Raw genomic sequence first — 17,301 nt, 5'->3', positions numbered from 1 at the left:
CACCCCGTTCCCGGCGCCAGGAGGTCACCGTGGCCGTGCTCAGACACCTGGACCGTCCGCTGGACGGTCTCCTGCGCCGGGCCGCGGAGCGGTACGGGGACCGCCCGGCCGTCACCACCCCGGCCGGCACCCTGAGCTTCGCCGGTCTGGACCGTGAGGCGGACCGCATCGCCCACGGCATCCGGCGCACCGCGCGCCGGGCCGACGGGGCCGTGGTCGCGGCCTGCACCCTGGACGCGGTCTTTCCCGCCGTGTACTTCGGTGCGGTGCGCAGCGGCCTGGTGCTGGCCCTCGCCGACCCGGCGGCGGACCCCGGGGCCCTGCGCGACCTGTGCGCGCGGTCCGGGGCGGAGTTCGCGTTCCTGCCCGCCCCGGCGGCCGAGCGGCTGGCCGGGGGCCCCGGGCGGCCGCACACCGTGGTCGCCACGGATGGGCCGGGCGGCGGCGGGAGCGTCCCGCTGAAGGTGCTGCTGGACGCCGGCGCCGGCCCCGCGCTGCCGCCGGCCTTCACGGACGCGGACGCGGTGGCCTGCGTACAGCGGGTCGCGCATGCCACGGCCGGTGTACGGGAGTTGCGCCTGAGCCACCGCAACCTGCTGGCCAACGCGGCCCAGACCGCCATCGCGCACCGGCTCGACGCGGACAGCGTGGTCGTCAACCACATGCAGGCGTACCACCCCTCGCTGCTGGCGGCCGCCGTGCACGCGGGCGCGGAGCAGGTCCTGGTCGCCGACCCGGACCCGTGCGCGGGCATGACCGTCAGCCGGAGCCTGGGCGCCACCCACTACTACGGCTTTCCGGCCAGGCTCGCCCGGCTGACCGACGACGCGCGCTTCGCCGGGCACGGGGTGCTCCCGCCCGGGGGCCGGCTGCGCGCGGTGTTCTCGGACGGCGCCGCGCTGGAGCCGGGCATCGCCCGAAGGCTGCGGGACACCCTGCGGGTGCCGGTCCTCCAGGGGTACGGAGTCGGCGGGCTCGCCGCCCTCTCGCACGCCCAGGTCCCCGGCTCGCTGCCGGGGCGCGGGGCGGCGGGGGCGCCCCTGCCGGGTACCGAGTGCCGGGTCGTCGACGCGGTGAGCGGGCTGCCGGCGCCGGTGTGGAGCGACGGCGAGGTGGAGATACGCGGACCGCAGGTGCCTTCCGGGCACCCCGACGGCTGGCTCGCCACGGGGGACCGGGGCTACCTCGACCTCGACGGCGAGCTGCACCTGGTGACCCGTAAGACACCCGCGTACGCCTGAACGGGCGCGGCGGCGAAGGCCGCCCGACCTCACCGGTCGGGCGGCCTTCGCGCGTCCCGGTCAGCGCCGGGGCCAGCCGATGTCCTCGTCGGACCTGGCCTCCGGGTCGTCGTTCCCGGGTGCGTACGGGGAGCACACGCAGAGCCTCATCGGTCGACCCCCTGGCAGCGGACGGGAAACGGGGCAGGGCGCCCGGACGCATACCGGGCCATCGAAAGACTCCCGTGAGTCGCTGGAGAACCGCTTGAGGAACACATGAGAGCCGCACCAGAAACGTACGAGACGGGTTCGCAGATCATTTCCGGAAATCGGCGTACGGGAAAACGGCCGGTGCATTTCTTGAGCGGCGCTCGATTCGGGGAAAGGCGGGTTGACGGCCATCGGGGGGCCAGCGAATCTCGATAGAGAATTCGCCGTGTGCTTCCGCACAGGTGTTCCCGCAGGCTGTCCAGGACGAAGGAGCCCTCCCGTGGCCGCTAAGAGCCAGCAGACCCAGATCACCGAGACCGAGCCCGTCCTCGACGCGGTCCTGGACCAGGACTCCGAGGAGTCGGTCCTCGGCAACATCGCGCTCCAGTAGGGCACGGGCACACGGGAGGGGGCCCACCGGTCACCGGTGGGCCCCCTCCCGTACGGGCGGCCGGCGTTCAGGAGCCCATCAGTGCGACGCACATGCCGCCCAGGGCGACCGCCTGGAGCAGGACGCGGGCGTTGATGACGCTGTCCCAGGTGCGTTGCAGGCCGCGGGCGTCGGCGGCGGTGCGGCAGTCCAGGGCGGCGTCGGTGAGTTCCTTGTTCACCGGGGCGCTGATCTTGTTGTAGACGGTCAGCCAGACCACCAGGGCCAGTGCCGCGATGCCCGCCGCGACGGCCGGCACGGCCTTGCCGTCCACGGCCGCGACGACCGCCGTGCCGACGGTCGCGACGAGGCCGAACACTCCGGGGACCGGCATCCGCTGGTCGCCGAAGCGGTGGATCTGACCCATGGTGCTGGTGAGGACCCGGTCGTCGACGTGGGCCATCGCGGGGCGCTGCACGAGGGCCGAGAAGACGTCGGTGCCGTACACGACGGCGTTGGCCATGGTGGCCACCACGGCCAGCGTTTGCAGGAGCGCTTCCATCAACAACCACCTTCGTCGGTCTACAGTCGGTGCTCCATCATCTGTCGATGACACTACAGAATTCATCGATTAAAGTTCTAGCGTTGACAGGAAGATTGTTCCGGCGCCCCCTTGTTCCTCGGCGTTCCAGCCCGCCCCGCACCCCGTTCCGTCGGACCCCCGCCCGGACCCCAGCGCCCGGACAGCCACGAGGAGACCCACAGATGGCCAAAGGACGTGCCCGTCGCATACTCATCGCCGGCGGAGGGATAGGCGGCCTCGCCGCCGCCCTCGCGCTCCAGCGCAGGGGCTTCGAAGTCGTCGTGTTCGAGCGAGCCGACTCGCTGCGCGACGGCGGCGCCGGCCTCCACATCTGGAGCAACGGCGTGCTCGCCCTCGACTACCTGGGCCTGGCCGACCAGGTCCTGGAGGTCGCGCCCGTCCAGCACACCGCCCACTTCACCACCGACCGCGGCGACGTCCTCGGCGCCTGGCCCGTCGGCGACTTCATCGAGCGCTACGGCGCCCCCACCATCGCCGTCGAACGCTCCGTGCTGCACGGCGTGCTGCGCGACGCGCTGGAGGGCTCCCCGCTGCGCACCGGCGCCCAGGTCGTCTCCTTCGACCAGGACGCGGACGGCGTCACCGTGCACTTCGCGGACGGCGGCAGCGAGCGCGGCGACCTCCTGATCGGTGCCGACGGCATCCACGGGGCCGTGCGCGACTGCATGTTCGGGCCCGCCCGCAACCGGTTCAGCGGCTACATCGCCTGGCGCGGCCGGGCCCCGATGGAACACGCGGACATCCCGCCCGGCACGTTCAACGCGGTCTTCGGGCCCGGCACCCGCTTCACGTACTACGACGTCGCCCCCGGCCTCGTCCACTGGATGAGCGTGGCCAACGGGGCACCCGGCGGGCGCGACGGCGCCGGAGTACGCGACATGCTGCTGCGCCGCCACGAGGGCTGGGCCGGCCCGGTCGCCGACATCCTGCGCGCCACCCCGGAGGACTGGATCCTGCGCGGCGACGTCGAGGGCCGCAAGCCAGAGAAGCAGTGGGGCAAGGGCCGGGTCACCCTCCTCGGGGACGCCGCCCACCCCATCACCTTCAACATCGGCCAGGGCGCCTGCCAGGCCCTGGAGGACGCGCTCGTCCTCGCCGAATACCTCGCCGAGGACAGCGACTCGGTCGGTGCGCTGCGCCGGTACGAGGAGGAGCGCCGCAAGCGCACCGGGCCGCTCCAGAACATCGCCTGGATGATCGGCAAGATGGGCGCCGTCAAGAACCCGCTGCTGATCAAGGTGCGCGAGGCGTTCATGCGCAAGAACTGGAACACCCGCGCCTTCACGGCCGCCGAGAAGGACCAGGTGGCCTACGGGCTGCGCTGGGCGAAGAAGGACCGGGCGCCGGTCACCGGCCGCGCCGACTAGGGCCTGTCCGGCGGATCAGGGGCGACCCCGGCCATGATCCGCCGGACACGTTCTGACGTCCCGCCTGATCACGACGGGCCCGCCGCGTCCCCTCCGGCGGGCCCGTCGTCATGCGTACCCGGCCCCGCCTCCCGCGCGGGCGCCCCGTCCGCGAACCCGTGCAGGGCGCGGATGCCGACCGTCGGGTCGAGGCCGTCCCACGCGCGGTGCCCGGCCGGGAAGCCCAGCGACACCAGGGCGTTGACGAGCATCCCGCGCGCCACGAACGTCGTCGTGCCCGCCGTGTCCGCGCCCGTCGTCGCGTGCACCGCGTCCCACAGCTCCTGCCAGTGCGCCCGGACCGCCTCCGCGAACGCGTGGTCCCCGTCGGCCTCCGCCGCGGCAGCGGCGGCGTACACCTGCATCTGCATCAGCAGGCTCTCCGGCTCCTTGACGATGATCCGGGTGTACGCGTTCGCCATCGCGCGCTGCGCGTCCTCGCCGGACAGGCCGTCCGCCGCCCCCACCAGCCGCTCCGTGATCTGCGCCAGGCAGCGCGTCGCGGCGGCCAGGAACAGCGCCTGCTTGCCCGGGAACAGCCGGAACAGATACGGCTGCGAGACCCCCGAGCGGCGCGCGATCGTCTCCGTCGACGTACCGCGGTAGCCGCCCCGGGCGAACTCCACCACCGCCGCCCGTACGACGACCTCACGCCTCTCCTGCGCACTCATCCTGACCATGGCCCCAAGCTCACGTCTGCGTGACACCACGTCAAGAGGCCCTGGTGGCCAGCGGGAATCGAGACACATTCGAGGAATGCGCCAGAGCGCGGTGCGACATTCCAGGAGTCGAGAACGCCTCGCCGACGGCTCGATGACACACCATCCACCCCCCAGTGAGGCAGGACGGGAATGAGCGACAACCTCTTCACGATGTTTCCCGGACAGGGATCACAGCGCGCCGGCATGGCCGCCCATCTGCTTCGCGACCACCCGCGCACCGCGGGCCGCGTCCTCGCCCACGCGCAGCAGGCGACCGGGCTGCCCCTGATGGAGCTGTGCTCCACCGCGGCGGCCGGGGAGCTGGAGCCGACCGAGATCGCCCAGCCCGCCATCGTCGCCACCAGCCTCGCCGTGTACCAGGTGCTCCACGAGGAGACCGGCTTCGTGCCCGGCGCGGTCGCCGGGCACAGCCTCGGCGAGTACACCGCCCTCGTCGTCGGCGGGGTACTCGCCGCCGACGACGCCCTTCGCCTGGTGCGCCGGCGCGGTGAGCTGATGGCCGGCGTCTCGCAGCGCGTCTCCGGCGCCATGGCCGCGCTCATGGGCCTCGCGCCCGAACGGATCGACGAGATCTGCGCCGAGGCGTCCGCGCTCGGCGTGGTCGAGGTCGCCAACTACAACGAGGCCGGCCAGACCGTCGTCTCCGGACAGGACGGGGCCGTCGCCGAGGCGATGCGGCTCGCCCTGGAGGCCGGAGCCGAACGCGCCGTGCCGCTCAAGGTCTCGGCCCCCTTCCACTGCTCCCTCATGCGTGTCATCGAGGACGAGTTCGCCGCCGAGCTGGCCCGGGTCACCTTCCGGTCCCCCCGGCTCCCGGTGTACAGCTCGGTGACCGGCACCCTCGTGCGGGACGGCGCCCACGCCCGCGACCTGCTGCGCCGCCAGCTGGCCGGCCCGGTCCGCTGGGTCGACGTACTCGCCGGCGCCGCGCAGACCGTCCCGGACGGCTATCTGGAGGTCGGACCCGGCCGGGTGCTCAGCGGCTTCGCCAAGCGGACCGCGCCCGGCGCCGACGTGCGCAGCACCAACGACGCGCGCCGCATCACCACCCTCCTGCGCGACCTGAGCCAGGAGATCACCACGGCGGCCGCCGCCTAGGCACCCGCCCCGCACCCGGCGGACCGGCCCCCGGCGCCGGCCCGTACGCAACAACCCACCGAAAGGCAGCCAGCGGTGTCCGAAACTTTGATCCCCACGACGACCGACTACCTCTCCGCAGTGCAGGCCGCCGTCGCCGACGCCCTCGGCATCGACGAGGACGAGGCCGTTCCCGAGGCGACCCTGCTGGGCGAGCTGGGCGCGGAGTCGATCGACCTGCTCGACATCCTCTTCCGGCTGGAGCGCACCACCAAGGTGAAGATCACCGTCGCCGACATCGCGGACCTGCTCCAGGGCGGCATCCCCGACGAGGAGTTCGGCGACGAGAACGAGGTCGTCAACGACACCGGTCTGACCCACCTGGAGAAGGTGCTCCCGCAGTTCGACCGCGCCCAGCTGACCGAGCCGCTGACGGCCGAGGGCGTGCTCGGGCTGTTCACCGTCCAGAACCTCACCGACCTGCTCACCGAGCGGGCCAAGGCCGCCTGACCCGCCCCGCCGCCTTCCGCGGCCGGTGTCCGGGCCGAAGGCGTCCCGGACACCGGCCGCGGGGCCACCGGCCATCCGGCCACGTCCGCCCCCGTGCCGCCCATCTCCCGGCAGAAACAGGAAGAGACAGATGAAGCTGAAGGACCGCACCGCGCTGGTCACCGGAGCCTCCCGCGGCATCGGCCGGGCCATCGCCCTGGGACTGGCCGAGCAGGGCGCGGCCGTCGCCGTGAACTACCGCTCCCGCCGGGAGGACGCCCTCGCGGTGGTCAAGGAGATCGAGACGGCCGGCGGCAAGGCCGTGGCGATCGGCGCCGACGTCGCCGACCCGCAGGACGCGGCCCGCCTCGTCGAGGAGGCCAACCGCCTGCTGGGCCCCCTGAACCTGCTGGTCAACAATGCCGGCGTCAGCGACGACGGGCTGATCTACGACTCCCCGGCCGACGCCTGGCTCAACGTCATGAAGACCAACTTCGGCGGCGCCTACCACTGCACCCACGCCGTCATGGAGCAGTTCATGGCGCAGGGCGCGGCCACGATCGTCAACATCTCGTCCGCCATGGGCGAGCGCGGCTGGATCGGGCAGTCCAACTACTCGGCGTCCAAGGGCGCCCTGAACTCCTTCACCCGCTGCGCCGCCGTCGAGCTCGCGCGGTTCGGCGTACGGGTCAACGCCGTCCTGGCCGGCTTCACCCCGACCGAACTGGTCGGGGAGGTCATGCAGCGGGACGGCGGCAAGAGCATCAAGCGGCAGATCCCGATGCGCCGGTTCGCCACCGTCGAGCAGGTGGCCTCGGCCGCGCTGTTCCTGGCCGGGCCCGACTCCGGCTACACGACGGGCGAACTGCTCTGTGTGGACGGCGGGTTCTCCGCCCAGCTCGGCGTCGGCCGGCCGTGACGGGCCACGGGAACCGGGAGAAGAGACGACGATGCGATTCCATCTGATCGACAGGATCGAGACGTGTGCGCCCAACGAGCGCATCACGGCCCGCAAGGTCACCTCGGTCGACGAGACGTACTGGCAGAGCACCGGCGACGGGCCCGCCATGCCGTTCGGCCTGGCGCTGGAGGCCCTCTGCCAGGCCGCCACCTGGCTGATCATGATCAGCACCGACCACCGGCTGCGCGCCGCACTCCTGGCCGTCGGCGAGGCGACCTCGCTGCGCCCCGTGCAGCCCGGTGAGGTCCTGCACATGGAGGCCAGGATCGAGTCGATGAACGAGGACGCCGCCGTCCTGGACGGCACCGTCACCGTGGACGGCGAGAAGGTGCTGGAGGTCAGCGGCCTGCTCTGCGCGCTCATCGACGCCGAACGGCTCGACGACCCCGCGAACACCCGGCGCATGGCGCACCAGCTCCAGGGCGGAGGACCGGTCGGATGACACGCGTAGCCATCACCGCGGTGGGGGCCGTCACGCCCCTCGGCAACGACGCCGCCACCACCTGGGAGGGCCTGACCACCGGGCGCAGCGGCGTCGGCAAGCTGACGACGTTCGACGCCGAGGGCTTCGCCGTACGGATCGCCGCCCAGGTCAAGGACTTCGACGCGAAGACGGCCATCCCGGCCCGCGTCGGCCGCAAGCACCTCTCCCGCGTCGGGCAGTTCGGCGTGGCGGCCGCCTGGGAGGCCGTGCGCAACGCCGGCCTCGACGAGGTGCCGCTCGACGTGTACCCGGCCGAGGAGCGCGGGGTCTCGATGGGGGCCAGCGTCGGCCGCCCCGAGCTGCAGACGCTGCTGGACATCGGGCACCTGCGGGCCACCACCGGCCGCCCCGACGCCTTCATCTGCCAGCCGCCGGCCGTGACGCTGACGGACGACCAGAACGTGCCGCTGGCCGCCATGGCCCGGATGATCGGCGCCACCGGCCCGATGATGGGCATCAGCACCGCCTGCGCCGGGTCCGGGCACGCCATCGGCGAGGCGTTCCGCGCCATCCAGGAGGGCGACGCCAAGGTCATGGTCGCGGGGGGCTACGACTCCCTGACGACCTGGCTCGACATCCTCGGCTTCAGCCTGCTGGGCGCGCTCACCGACCAGCACAACGACGACCCCGAGCACGCCTCGCGGCCCTTCGACGCGGACCGCTCCGGCTTCGTCGTCGGCGAGGGCGCCGTCGCCGTCGTCCTGGAGGACATGGACACGGCCCGGGCCCGGGGCGCGACGATCCTCGCCGAGGTCCTCGGATACGCCTCCACGCTCAACGCCTACCGCATCACCGACTCGCCGCCCGACGGCTCCGGCGCGATCCAGGCCATGGAGGGTGCGCTCGCGGACTCCGGCCTGAAGACCGGCGACATCGACTACGTCGTCGCGCACGGCACCAGCACGCACGGCAACGACCACTCCGAGACCGTCGCCATCAAGAAGGTCTTCGGCGACGACGCGGACGGCCTGGTGGTCAGCGCCCCCAAGTCGATGGCCGGCCACCTGACATCGGCAAGCCTCGGCCTGGGCGTCCTCGCCGCGATCGGCGCCATGAAGCACTCGCTGGTGCCGCCCACGGTCAACCTCGACAAGAACGACCGCGGCCTCGACCTCGACTACGTGCCGCACACGGCGCGCCCGATGCCGGTGGGCGCGGCCCTGGTCAACGCGTTCGCCTTCGGCGGCAGCAACACCAGCATCGTCATCGGCGCCGCAGGGGAGGACGCATGACCGCCACGACCGGGGCCACCGACACCGCGCCCGTCTTCGACCGCATCGAGGAACTCGTACCGGGCGACCGGGCCGTGGCCGTACGCAACATCCCGAACACCCTGACCTTCTTCGACACCCACTTCCCGCGCCACCCGATCCTGCCCGGTGTGCTGCTCCTGGAGAGCATGGCCGCCCTGGCGAAGGCGGCCGCGGGCGGCGAGCGGGCCTGGCGCCTGGAGTCCGTACGCGCGGTGCGCTTCAAGCACTTCGTGGGCCCCGGGGACCAGGTGCGCATCACCGCCGAGGTCACGAAGACCACCGAGCAGACGACCGAGGTACGGGCCACCGCCCGGGTCGGGGACCGGGTGGTCGCCACCGCCCGCACCCTGACGCTGGCGGCGGCGGACCGGGCCGGGAAGGACACAGCATGAGCGACGGCGGACGCCGTGTGGTGGTGACCGGCATCGGCCTGATGACCGCCATCGGCCAGGGCGCGGCACAGACCTGGGAGAACCTGCTGGCCGGCCGCAGCGGCATCGGCCCGCTGAAGGCGTACGACCCCGCGCCGCTGCGGACCGGCATCGGCGCGGAGATCCACGACTTCGACCCCACCGAGTGGGCGAAGCGGCGCACCCTGCGCATGCTGTGCCGGGGCGACCAACTGGCCCTGGCCGGCGCGACCCTGGCCCTGCGCGACGCGGGCCTGGACGATGTCGGCGACCTCGGCCACCGCAGCGGGCTCTTCCTCGGCAGCAACAAGGAAATGCCCCGCATGGACGAGCTGATCACCCAGCTCCAGGCGGTCCGGGCGCCGGACGGCACTCCCGACCTGCACAAGCTGGGGCAGACGGCCTCCTCGGTGGTCGCACCGCTGTTCTTCGTCGAGGGGCTGCAGCCCGCGGCCGGCTTCCACATCTCGGAGAAGTACGGCATCCGGGGCGCCAACTCCTACTTCGCCGGCACCGCCGACTCCGGCGCGATGGCGATCGGCCGGGCCATGCGGACCATCCGCCGCGGCGAGGCCGACGTGATCGTGGCCGGCGGCTACGACGACGCCACCGGCTGGTGGGCCATGTCCAAGATGGACGGGCTCGGCGTGCTGTCGACGCGTACGGAGCTGGGCGCCGAGGCGTTCCGCCCGTTCGACCGGGACCGCAGCGGTTCGGTGTTCGGGGAGGGCGCGGCCCTGCTCGTCCTGGAGGACCGCGAACACGCCCTGGCCCGCGGCGCGCACGTCTACGCCGAGGTCACCGGCTTCGGCTCGGGCAACGACTGCGTACGCCCGCCGAGCCCGCAGGCCCGCGCCCGCGGCCTGGCCCGGGCGATCGGGCGGGCCCTCACCGACTCCGGCAACGGCTTCGCGGACGGCGGTTACATCGCAGCCCACGGCTGCGCCACCCGGCAGGGCGACGCGAGCGAGACCCTGGCCCTGCACGACGCGCTCGGCACCAGCGCGAAGGCGGCGCTCATCAGCAGCGTCAAACCGCAGACCGGCCACCTGGTCGGCGGCGCCGGGGCGCTGAACGCGGCGGTCGCCGCGCTCACCCTGGACTCCGGGGTCGTGCCGGCCACGCAGAACCTCCACAACCCCGCGGACGACTGCGACCTCGACTACGTACCCCTGACACCACGCGAGACCCGCCCCGGCAACGCCCTGGCACTCGCCCGCGGCCTGGAGGGCCAGGCGGTGGCCATAGCGATGGAGCGGTCCTGATGGACGCAACGCACAACCCGAAAGGAGTCGCGACATGAGCAACGGCGAGCAGAGCACCGGCACTTCGCCGGACAGCGGGGCTCGGTCCCGACGGACCGTCGTGGTCTGCGGTGTGGGCGCGGTGACGGCCCACGGCGACGACGTCACAGCCCTGTGGGAGGGCGTCAAGGCCGGCCGCTCCGCCATCGGCCCCGTACGCGGCATGCCGATGGAGGGCTACGGCACCGAGATCGGCGGCGAGGTCCGCGACCCGCGCACCCCCGCCTACGACTACCTGGCCTCCTTCGGCGGCCACGAGCCCGAACCGGCCGTGGACTTCGCCCTGGTGGCCGCGCAGGAAGCGATGCGGCAGGCCGGCCTCGGCAATGTGCCCGGCGCACGCTGGGGCGTGGCCTTCGGGTCGTGCAACGGCGGTCTGCGCAGCGCCGAGAAGCTGGCTCGCCGCGCGGAGACCGAGACGTCGGGCCCGGACGACGGGCGCCACTACCTGCTGGTGTCCCCGCAGGCGATAGCGGAGGCGCTGAGCAGCGCCTTCGGGCTCCTGGGCCCCTCGGTCTCCGTCAACACCGCCTGTGCCTCCGGTGCGCACGCCATCGCGCACGCCACCGAGGCGATCGGCGCGGGCCGGGTCGACGCGATGCTGGTGGGCGGCAGCGACGCCTTCACGGAGACGGCGTTCGCCGGGTTCACCAGCCTCCAGTCGCTGTCGACGAAGCCCGCCGCCCCGTACTCCAAGGACCGCGACGGCCTCTCGCTCGGCGAGGGCGCCGGAATGCTGGTGCTGGCCGAGGAGTCGGTGGCGCGGGCCGCCGGCGCCCCCATCCTGGCCGAGGTGCTGGGCTACGGCCTGTCCGCCGACGGCTACCACGCGACCGCCCCGCACCCCAAGGGCGAGGGCGCGGCGCGCGCGATCCGCTCCGCGCTGGAGGCGGCCGGGATCACCCCCGAGGACGTCGGCTACATCAACGGCCACGGCACGGGCACCGCGAAGAACGACACGGCCGAGAGCAACGCCGTACGGGCCGCGCTGGGCGAGGCCGCCGAGGCGACGGCGCTCAGCAGCTCCAAGTCGATGGTCGGGCACCTGCTCGGCGCGGCCGGGGCGGTCGAGGCGATCGTCACCGTGCAGGCGCTGGTCGACCAGATCGCGCCGCCGACCGCCAACTTCACCGAGCTGGACCCCAAGTGCGGCCTGGACGCGGTGCCGGACCCGGGCCGCGCGCACGCCATGGACGTGGCGCTGTCCAACAACTTCGCGTTCGCCGGGGCCAACGCCTGCGTCGCCTTCGGGCGGCCGGGCAGCTCCTTCACCCCCGCCGACGCGCCGCCCCCGGAGAAGGTGGTGGTCACCGGCTTCGCCGCGATCACCTCGGCCGGGGACGGCGCGGACGCGGTGTGGGAGGCGTGGCGCGAGGGCCGGGCCCTGGGCACCGACGAGGACGGGCTGCGCGTCGCCCGCGCCGACTACGACCCGCAGAAGTACATCAGCGCCCGGGACCGGCGCCGGATGGACCCGCTCGGCCAGCTCGCCGTCGCCTCGTGCCGGGGTGCCCTGGAGCACGCCGGGCTCACCGCGGACGACCGGGTCGGCGTGGTCCTCGGCACGGGCCTCGGCCCGATGCGCTCCATCGAGGAGTTCCTGCTCCCGGTGCTGGCGGGCTGCCCCGCACACGGCAGCCCCGCGGTCTTCCCGAACACCGTCTTCAACGCGGCGGCCGGCCAGGTCGCGATGAACGTCGGGGCGAAGGGCCCCACGTCCACCGTGACGACCGGTCACGCGGCCGGGGCGTCCGCCCTGACCGTCGCCCACGACCTGCTGCTCCAGCACCGGGCGGACGCGGTGCTGTGCCCTGCGGTGGAGGACCTGTCGCCGGGCGTCCTGGAGGCGTACAGGCAGCTGCCGCTGTTCGACTCCCCGGACTACACGCTGGCCGAGGCGGGCATCGCCCTGGTCCTGGAGCGGGAGTCCACCGCCAGGGCACGCGGCGCCCGCATCCTCGCGGAGTTCGCCGGCCACGGCACCGCGTCCGACGCGCGGGGCATCGGCCGCTGGGACCCGCAGGGCGGCGGCGTGGAGCGGGCGATGCGCCAGGCGCTGGACCAGGCCGGCGTCGAGCCCGCCGAGCTGACCGGCATCTGGGCCAACGCGGCCGGCCTCAAGCGGGCCGACGCGCCGGAGGCCCTGGCCACCGACCGGCTGGCCGCGCCCGGCGACACCCCGGTGCACACCCCGAAGCAGGTGCTGGGCGAGCCGGCGGGCGCCGGGGCGCAGCTGTCCGCGCTGCTCGCGGTGACGGGCTGGGAGCGGGGCATGGCGAGCGGGCCCGTCCTCATCAACAGCTCCTCGCTCGGCGGCACCCACATCAGCCTCGTCCTGCGTCCCGCTACGGAGAAGTGACCATGTCATCGAGTTCCGACCGCCATGTGTCCGTCCTCGCCACCGGCGCCCATCTGCCGGGCGAGCCGCTGGACAACGATGCCCTGGCCCGGATCTGCGGGCCGCTGCCCGACGACGTCCTGGAGGGCATCCAGGTCCAGCGCCGCCACTGGATGATCGACCCGGCCACCGGCAAGCACCTCACCAGCACCTCCGCGATGGCCACGGCCGCCGCCCGGCAGGCGCTGGAGCGGGCCGGTGTGGAGCCGGAGGAGGTCGACCTGATCGTCGTCTCCACGGCCAGCCCCGACTACCTGCTCCCGGTCGCCGCCACCTACGTACAGGAGCAGCTGGGCCTGGAGAGCTGCGCGGTCATCGAGGTGCGGGCCGGGTGCGTGGGCGCCGTGCAGGGCCTGGACATCGCCCGTCGCAACCTCGCCGACGGCACCTACCGCACCGCCCTGGTCATCGGCACCGAGTCCGTCTCGCCCCTGCTGGCCCCGGTCTTCATCGGCCAGGACCCGGAGCGGGTGCGGATGCGCGACCGGCTCACCGTCTACACCTTCGGCGACGGGGCGGGCGCGGTCGTGCTGCGGGCCGGCGAGGAGGGCTCCGCGCACGAGGGCGGCCGCCAGGTGTTCGCCACCCAGTCCATGGGCGGGGCGCGCAAGCCCGGCATGCTCATCGTCGGCGGCGGCACCGACGTACCACTGGCCGAACAGCGGGACCGCAAGCGGCTGATGGACATCAAGCTGGACATCCCCGGCACCGCCCAGTTCGGGCCGCGGGTCTTCGTGCGGGGCATCCACGACATGCTGGAGCGCTCCGGGCTCGCCCTGTCGGACCTCGACGCGTGCGTGCTGCCGGAGGGCAACGCGGAGTACTTCGCGAGCGAGTACGGCACCGCCGGGCTGTCCGACGAGGACCAGGCCGTGCTGAGCAAGACCATCGTGGAGAACCTGACGGACGTCGGCGCGACCGGCTCCGCCGCCGTACCGCTCGCCCTGGACGCGGGCTGGGCCGAGGGCCGCATCCGGCCGGGCCACAAGGTGCTGCTCCTCGCGATCGAGGCCAGCCGTTACGTGTACGCGGGGCTCACCCTCACCTGGGAGGCACCCTTCCCGGGGAAGTGACCCCCGCCTCACGGGAAGTGCACCTCAGCCTCCCCTCCCCGGCGTCCGCCGCCCACCACCGCCCCTCGCGGGCGTTCCTACCGAGAAGGATGAAAACGTGTCGACACAGCAGATGGTGCACACCGGCCGGAGCGTGGAGGAGCGGAACAAGGAGACCATCCGCGCGGTCTTCCACACCTTCGTCAACAAGGGCGACTTCTCCATCGTCGACAGGATCTACAGCCCGGACATGGTCGACCACCAGCCGCTGCCGGGCGCCCCCGAGGGCCTGGAGGGCGTGCGCTACACGATCGCCGGGCTGCGCGAGGGCTTCCCCGACCTGCACGTGACGATCGAGGACATCAGCGCGCACGCCGACCACGTCGTCGTCCACAACACCTGGCGCGGCACCCACCTCGGCGAGTTCCTGGGCATGGAGCCCACCGGACGGGTCATCGAGTTCAAGGGCGTCGTCGTGTGGCGGCTGCTGGACAACGGCCTGATCGCCGAGCGCTGGGGCGTCGGTGTCGACTCCAACATGCTCTCCGAACTGGGCATGCGCCGGCTGGCTCCGTCCTCGCGCGGCGCGGCCCGTGCCACGGCCCGCCGCGAGGTGCGGCCCGCCTCGGTCCTGGTGCCCGCCACCGAGGGCGCCGCCGCCCGCTGGAAGGCGGTCGAGGCCGAGCTGAGCGGGCCGAGGCTGCGCGCGTACGAGGCATCGCGACGCCGGGCCGGCGTGGTCCACGAGTCGCTGACCGTGCAGGAGTTCGACGGGCGCGAGGTCGTCGTGCTGCGGGTGGAGGCCCGTGACCCGGCCCTGGCCGCGCGCCGGCTGGGCGAGTCGTCGGACGAGTTCGACGCCTGGCTGCGGACGGCGGCGCTCGACGCGTTCGGCGCCGACCCGTGGGCCGAGCTGGCCGCGCGCAAGGACGCGGAGCCGGGGCACGTCTGGTCCTCGGTCAACAGCGAGCTCGTGCGCGACTGAGGCCGCGTCACCCCCTTCGTACGGGGCACCGTCGCTCACTGGTTCCCTGAAACTGTCAGTGCTAGAATTTTTATCGACGATAAATCCGGAAGGAACCGATGATGCGGCAACGAAAGCTCGGCAGCCAGGGGCTCGTCGTCTCCGAGCAGGGGCTCGGATGCATGGGCATGACGTTCGCCTACGGTCCGGTCGACGGCCGGGAGGCGCTGCGCACCGCCGACCGGGCTCTCGAACTCGGCGTCACCCTGCTGGACACCGCGGACTTCTACGGCCCGCACACCAACGAGGAGTTCGTCGGCAAGGTCATCGCCGGCCGCCGCGACGACATCGTCGTCTCCTCGAAGGTCGGCAACGAGGTCGCCCCCGACGGCAGCATCACGGGACGGCTCAACGGCCGCCCCGAGTACATCCGCAGCTGCGTCGACGGCACCCTGGGCCGGCTCGGCACCGACCGGCTCGACCTGTACTACCTGCACCGCGTCGACCCGGACGTGCCCGTCGAGGAGAGCTTCGGCGCCCTCGCCGAGCTGGTCGCCGAGGGCAAGGTGCGCCACCTCGGCATCTCCGAGGCGTCCGCCGCCACCATCCGCCGCGCCCACGCGGTGCACCCGCTCAGCGCCGTACAGACCGAGTACTCGCTGTCCACGCGGGACGTCGAGCACAACGGCGTCCTCGCGACCGTCCGCGAACTCGGCATCGGCTTCGTCGGCTACAGCCCGCTGGGCCGCGGCCTGCTGACCGGCGCCATCCGCAGCGTCGACAACCTCGCCGAGCAGGACTTCCGCCGCGTCGTCCCGCGCTTCCAGGCCGAGAACCTCGCCGCCAACCTGAGCGTCGTCGAACGCCTGGAGGCGCTCGCCGAGGCCAAGGGCGTCACCCCCGGGCAGCTCGCCCTGGCCTGGGTCCTCTCCCAGGACGTCGTCGCCATCCCCGGCACCAAGCGCGTCGGCTACCTCGAACAGAACGTCGCCGCATCCGACGTACGGCTGAGCGCCGACGACCTCGCGGCGCTCGACGCGATCGCCCCGCACGGATCGACCGTGGGGGACCGTTACCCCGCCGGCGCCATGGCCACGCTCGACGGCTGACACGCCCGCGAAACCCGAAGGTGAGTGAGTACCGACCATGGCCAACATCACGATCATCGGCGGCGGGCTGGCCGGCCTGACCGCGGCGATCGCCGCCGCCGAGCAAGGCGCCCGCGTCACTCTCCACGAGGCGCACACCCACCTGGGCGGCCGCGCCCGCTCGGCGGACGGGCCGTACGTCACCAACGACGGCCCGCACACCATCATGAACAACGGGCCCGCCTGGCAGTGGCTCATCCAGCGCGGGGTGGCCGGACGCTATGTGCGCCTGTCCTTCCACGAGTGGACGCGCATGCGCTTCCGCCACCAGGGCAAGCTGCGCATGACCCTGCCGCCCGGCTACATGAAGATGACGCTGCTCAAGCGGGACCGGCCGGTCCCCATCGACCGCTCCTTCCAGGACTGGGCGAGCGAGAACTTCCCCCAGCAGACCGTCGACGAGGCCCTCGGCTTCCTCGGCCCGATCCTCTTCGACGGCGACCCGGGCCGGCTGTCCGCCGCCTTCGTCTGGGAGCGGCTGCTGCGGGTCGGTACCCCCAAGTTCCCGCTGCCCAGCCGCTACTTCATCGGCGGCTGGGGGGCGCTCGTCGAGCGCATGGCCCGCGTCGCCCGCCACAACGGGGTGGTCATCGAGACCAACTCCCGCCTGACCGAGCTGCCCACGGACGGCCCGGTCATCATCGCCACCTCGCTCGCCGCCGCCCGCGGCCTGCTGAAGGACACCACCCTGGAGTGGCCGAGCGGCACCTCCGCCCTGGTCGACCTCGCGGTCACCCGCTCCAAGAAGGACGGCAACGTCTCCTTCGACATGGACGAGGGCGGCTTCACCTCCCAGTACTCCGACCACGACCCCTCCCTCGCACCCGAGGGCCACGCCCTCTTCCAGGGCGCGATGCCGATCCGGCCCGGCGAGAACAAGGCCCAGGCCATCGCCCGCCTGGAGAAGCTGTTCGACCTGACGACCCCGGGCTGGCAGGACCGCACCCTGTGGCGCCGCGAGGGCGTCTCCCGCGGCCGCACCGGCGCCCTGGACCTGCCGGGCCTCAGCTGGCGCGACCGGCCCGCGATCGACCGCGGCGAGGGCGTCTACCTCATCGGCGACAGCGTCGCCGCCCCCGGCATCCTCGCCGAGACCTCCATCAACAGCGGACTGCGCGCCGCCGAACTCGCCGTGCGCGCCCGGCCGGTGGCCGCCCCCGCGCCCCGCGCGAAGGCCGCGTCCGAGCCGTCCGCCTCCGTCCTGTAACCCGACCCACCAAGGGGGGTGC

The 17,301-nt window shown here is 73.2% G+C and carries 16 protein-coding genes; 14 read left to right on the top strand and 2 right to left on the bottom strand.

Features of this window, described 5'->3' with window-relative positions; translation table 11 throughout:
- The first annotated feature begins 29 nt into the window (after nt 1-29).
- Entirely contained in the window at nt 30-1,241 is a 1,212-nt protein-coding gene (locus BLW14_RS32970) for an AMP-binding protein (RefSeq protein ID WP_093711025.1), read from the top strand.
- 647 nt (nt 1,242-1,888) lie between these two features.
- Here the strand turns inward: BLW14_RS32970 and BLW14_RS32965 are convergent.
- Nucleotides 1,889-2,362, bottom strand: a complete 474-nt coding sequence (locus tag BLW14_RS32965) for a DUF1772 domain-containing protein (protein WP_018521815.1) — start codon at nt 2,360-2,362, stop codon at nt 1,889-1,891.
- Nucleotides 2,363-2,565: 203 nt separating this feature from the next.
- Between BLW14_RS32965 and BLW14_RS32960 the strand changes: the two genes are divergently transcribed.
- Complete coding sequence (locus BLW14_RS32960) at nt 2,566-3,771, top strand: FAD-dependent monooxygenase (protein WP_093711024.1); 1,206 nt, start codon at nt 2,566-2,568, stop codon at nt 3,769-3,771.
- Nucleotides 3,772-3,839: 68 nt separating this feature from the next.
- Here BLW14_RS32960 and BLW14_RS32955 read toward each other — a convergent pair whose 3' ends face one another.
- Nucleotides 3,840-4,490, bottom strand: a complete 651-nt coding sequence (locus BLW14_RS32955; protein WP_093711023.1) for a TetR/AcrR family transcriptional regulator — start codon at nt 4,488-4,490, stop codon at nt 3,840-3,842.
- A gap of 171 nt (nt 4,491-4,661) precedes the next feature.
- Here BLW14_RS32955 and fabD point away from each other — a divergent pair, with 171 nt between their 5' ends.
- The 12 genes from fabD (at nt 4,662) to BLW14_RS32895 (ending at nt 17,279) form a co-directional block, all read left to right on the top strand.
- On the top strand, nt 4,662-5,630 hold the full coding sequence (fabD, locus tag BLW14_RS32950; RefSeq protein ID WP_018521812.1) for an ACP S-malonyltransferase: 969 nt from the start codon (nt 4,662-4,664) through the stop codon (nt 5,628-5,630).
- 75 nt (nt 5,631-5,705) lie between these two features.
- On the top strand, nt 5,706-6,119 hold the full coding sequence (locus BLW14_RS32945; protein ID WP_256333057.1) for an acyl carrier protein: 414 nt from the start codon (nt 5,706-5,708) through the stop codon (nt 6,117-6,119).
- Nucleotides 6,120-6,249: 130 nt separating this feature from the next.
- Nucleotides 6,250-7,017: an SDR family NAD(P)-dependent oxidoreductase gene (locus BLW14_RS32940; protein WP_093711022.1), complete on the top strand. Its 768-nt coding sequence runs from the start codon at nt 6,250-6,252 to the stop codon at nt 7,015-7,017.
- 31 nt (nt 7,018-7,048) lie between these two features.
- Nucleotides 7,049-7,501: a hotdog family protein gene (locus tag BLW14_RS32935; RefSeq protein ID WP_018521809.1), complete on the top strand. Its 453-nt coding sequence runs from the start codon at nt 7,049-7,051 to the stop codon at nt 7,499-7,501.
- Nucleotides 7,498-8,775, top strand: a complete 1,278-nt coding sequence (locus tag BLW14_RS32930) for a beta-ketoacyl-[acyl-carrier-protein] synthase family protein (RefSeq protein WP_093711021.1) — start codon at nt 7,498-7,500, stop codon at nt 8,773-8,775. The genes BLW14_RS32935 and BLW14_RS32930 overlap by 4 nt, the downstream gene beginning before the upstream one ends.
- Nucleotides 8,772-9,188 carry a 3-hydroxyacyl-ACP dehydratase FabZ family protein gene (locus tag BLW14_RS32925; RefSeq protein WP_093711020.1) on the top strand — a complete coding sequence of 139 codons (417 nt, stop codon included), beginning with the start codon at nt 8,772-8,774 and terminating at the stop codon, nt 9,186-9,188. The genes BLW14_RS32930 and BLW14_RS32925 overlap by 4 nt, the downstream gene beginning before the upstream one ends.
- On the top strand, nt 9,185-10,471 hold the full coding sequence (locus BLW14_RS32920; RefSeq protein WP_018521806.1) for a beta-ketoacyl-[acyl-carrier-protein] synthase family protein: 1,287 nt from the start codon (nt 9,185-9,187) through the stop codon (nt 10,469-10,471). The genes BLW14_RS32925 and BLW14_RS32920 overlap by 4 nt, the downstream gene beginning before the upstream one ends.
- A 34-nt stretch (nt 10,472-10,505) precedes the next feature.
- Nucleotides 10,506-12,869 carry a beta-ketoacyl-[acyl-carrier-protein] synthase family protein gene (locus tag BLW14_RS32915; RefSeq protein WP_093711019.1) on the top strand — a complete coding sequence of 788 codons (2,364 nt, stop codon included), beginning with the start codon at nt 10,506-10,508 and terminating at the stop codon, nt 12,867-12,869.
- A 2-nt stretch (nt 12,870-12,871) separates the two neighbouring features.
- Nucleotides 12,872-13,981, top strand: a complete 1,110-nt coding sequence (locus tag BLW14_RS32910; protein WP_256333056.1) for a 3-oxoacyl-ACP synthase III family protein — start codon at nt 12,872-12,874, stop codon at nt 13,979-13,981.
- Between the two features lie 97 nt (nt 13,982-14,078).
- On the top strand, nt 14,079-14,945 hold the full coding sequence (locus tag BLW14_RS32905; RefSeq protein WP_093711018.1) for an ester cyclase: 867 nt from the start codon (nt 14,079-14,081) through the stop codon (nt 14,943-14,945).
- A gap of 101 nt (nt 14,946-15,046) precedes the next feature.
- Nucleotides 15,047-16,033 carry an aldo/keto reductase gene (locus BLW14_RS32900; protein WP_093711017.1) on the top strand — a complete coding sequence of 329 codons (987 nt, stop codon included), beginning with the start codon at nt 15,047-15,049 and terminating at the stop codon, nt 16,031-16,033.
- Nucleotides 16,034-16,070: 37 nt separating this feature from the next.
- Complete coding sequence (locus BLW14_RS32895; protein ID WP_093711016.1) at nt 16,071-17,279, top strand: FAD-dependent oxidoreductase; 1,209 nt, start codon at nt 16,071-16,073, stop codon at nt 17,277-17,279.
- Nucleotides 17,280-17,301: the final 22 nt, after the last annotated feature.

Origin of the sequence: Streptomyces sp. 2131.1, from assembly GCF_900105515.1 — a bacterium.
Taxonomy (GTDB): Bacteria; Actinomycetota; Actinomycetes; order Streptomycetales; family Streptomycetaceae; genus Streptomyces; species Streptomyces drozdowiczii.
Note: the sequence above shows the minus strand (reverse complement) of the source record. Positions and strands in the feature narration are given on the sequence as shown.

Excerpts from the sequence above, each read along its gene's own strand:
- BLW14_RS32965 (WP_018521815.1), bottom strand. The coding sequence starts at position 2,362 with ATGGAAGCGCTCCTGCAAACGCTGGCCGTGGTGGCCACCATGGCCAAC.
- BLW14_RS32960 (WP_093711024.1), top strand. The coding sequence starts at position 2,566 with ATGGCCAAAGGACGTGCCCGTCGCATACTCATCGCCGGCGGAGGGATA.
- BLW14_RS32955 (WP_093711023.1), bottom strand. The coding sequence starts at position 4,490 with ATGGTCAGGATGAGTGCGCAGGAGAGGCGTGAGGTCGTCGTACGGGCG.
- fabD (WP_018521812.1), top strand. The coding sequence starts at position 4,662 with ATGAGCGACAACCTCTTCACGATGTTTCCCGGACAGGGATCACAGCGC.
- BLW14_RS32940 (WP_093711022.1), top strand. The coding sequence starts at position 6,250 with ATGAAGCTGAAGGACCGCACCGCGCTGGTCACCGGAGCCTCCCGCGGC.
- BLW14_RS32935 (WP_018521809.1), top strand. The coding sequence starts at position 7,049 with ATGCGATTCCATCTGATCGACAGGATCGAGACGTGTGCGCCCAACGAG.
- BLW14_RS32930 (WP_093711021.1), top strand. The coding sequence starts at position 7,498 with ATGACACGCGTAGCCATCACCGCGGTGGGGGCCGTCACGCCCCTCGGC.
- BLW14_RS32925 (WP_093711020.1), top strand. The coding sequence starts at position 8,772 with ATGACCGCCACGACCGGGGCCACCGACACCGCGCCCGTCTTCGACCGC.
- BLW14_RS32920 (WP_018521806.1), top strand. The coding sequence starts at position 9,185 with ATGAGCGACGGCGGACGCCGTGTGGTGGTGACCGGCATCGGCCTGATG.
- BLW14_RS32915 (WP_093711019.1), top strand. The coding sequence starts at position 10,506 with ATGAGCAACGGCGAGCAGAGCACCGGCACTTCGCCGGACAGCGGGGCT.
- BLW14_RS32910 (WP_256333056.1), top strand. The coding sequence starts at position 12,872 with ATGTCATCGAGTTCCGACCGCCATGTGTCCGTCCTCGCCACCGGCGCC.
- BLW14_RS32900 (WP_093711017.1), top strand. The coding sequence starts at position 15,047 with ATGCGGCAACGAAAGCTCGGCAGCCAGGGGCTCGTCGTCTCCGAGCAG.
- BLW14_RS32895 (WP_093711016.1), top strand. The coding sequence starts at position 16,071 with ATGGCCAACATCACGATCATCGGCGGCGGGCTGGCCGGCCTGACCGCG.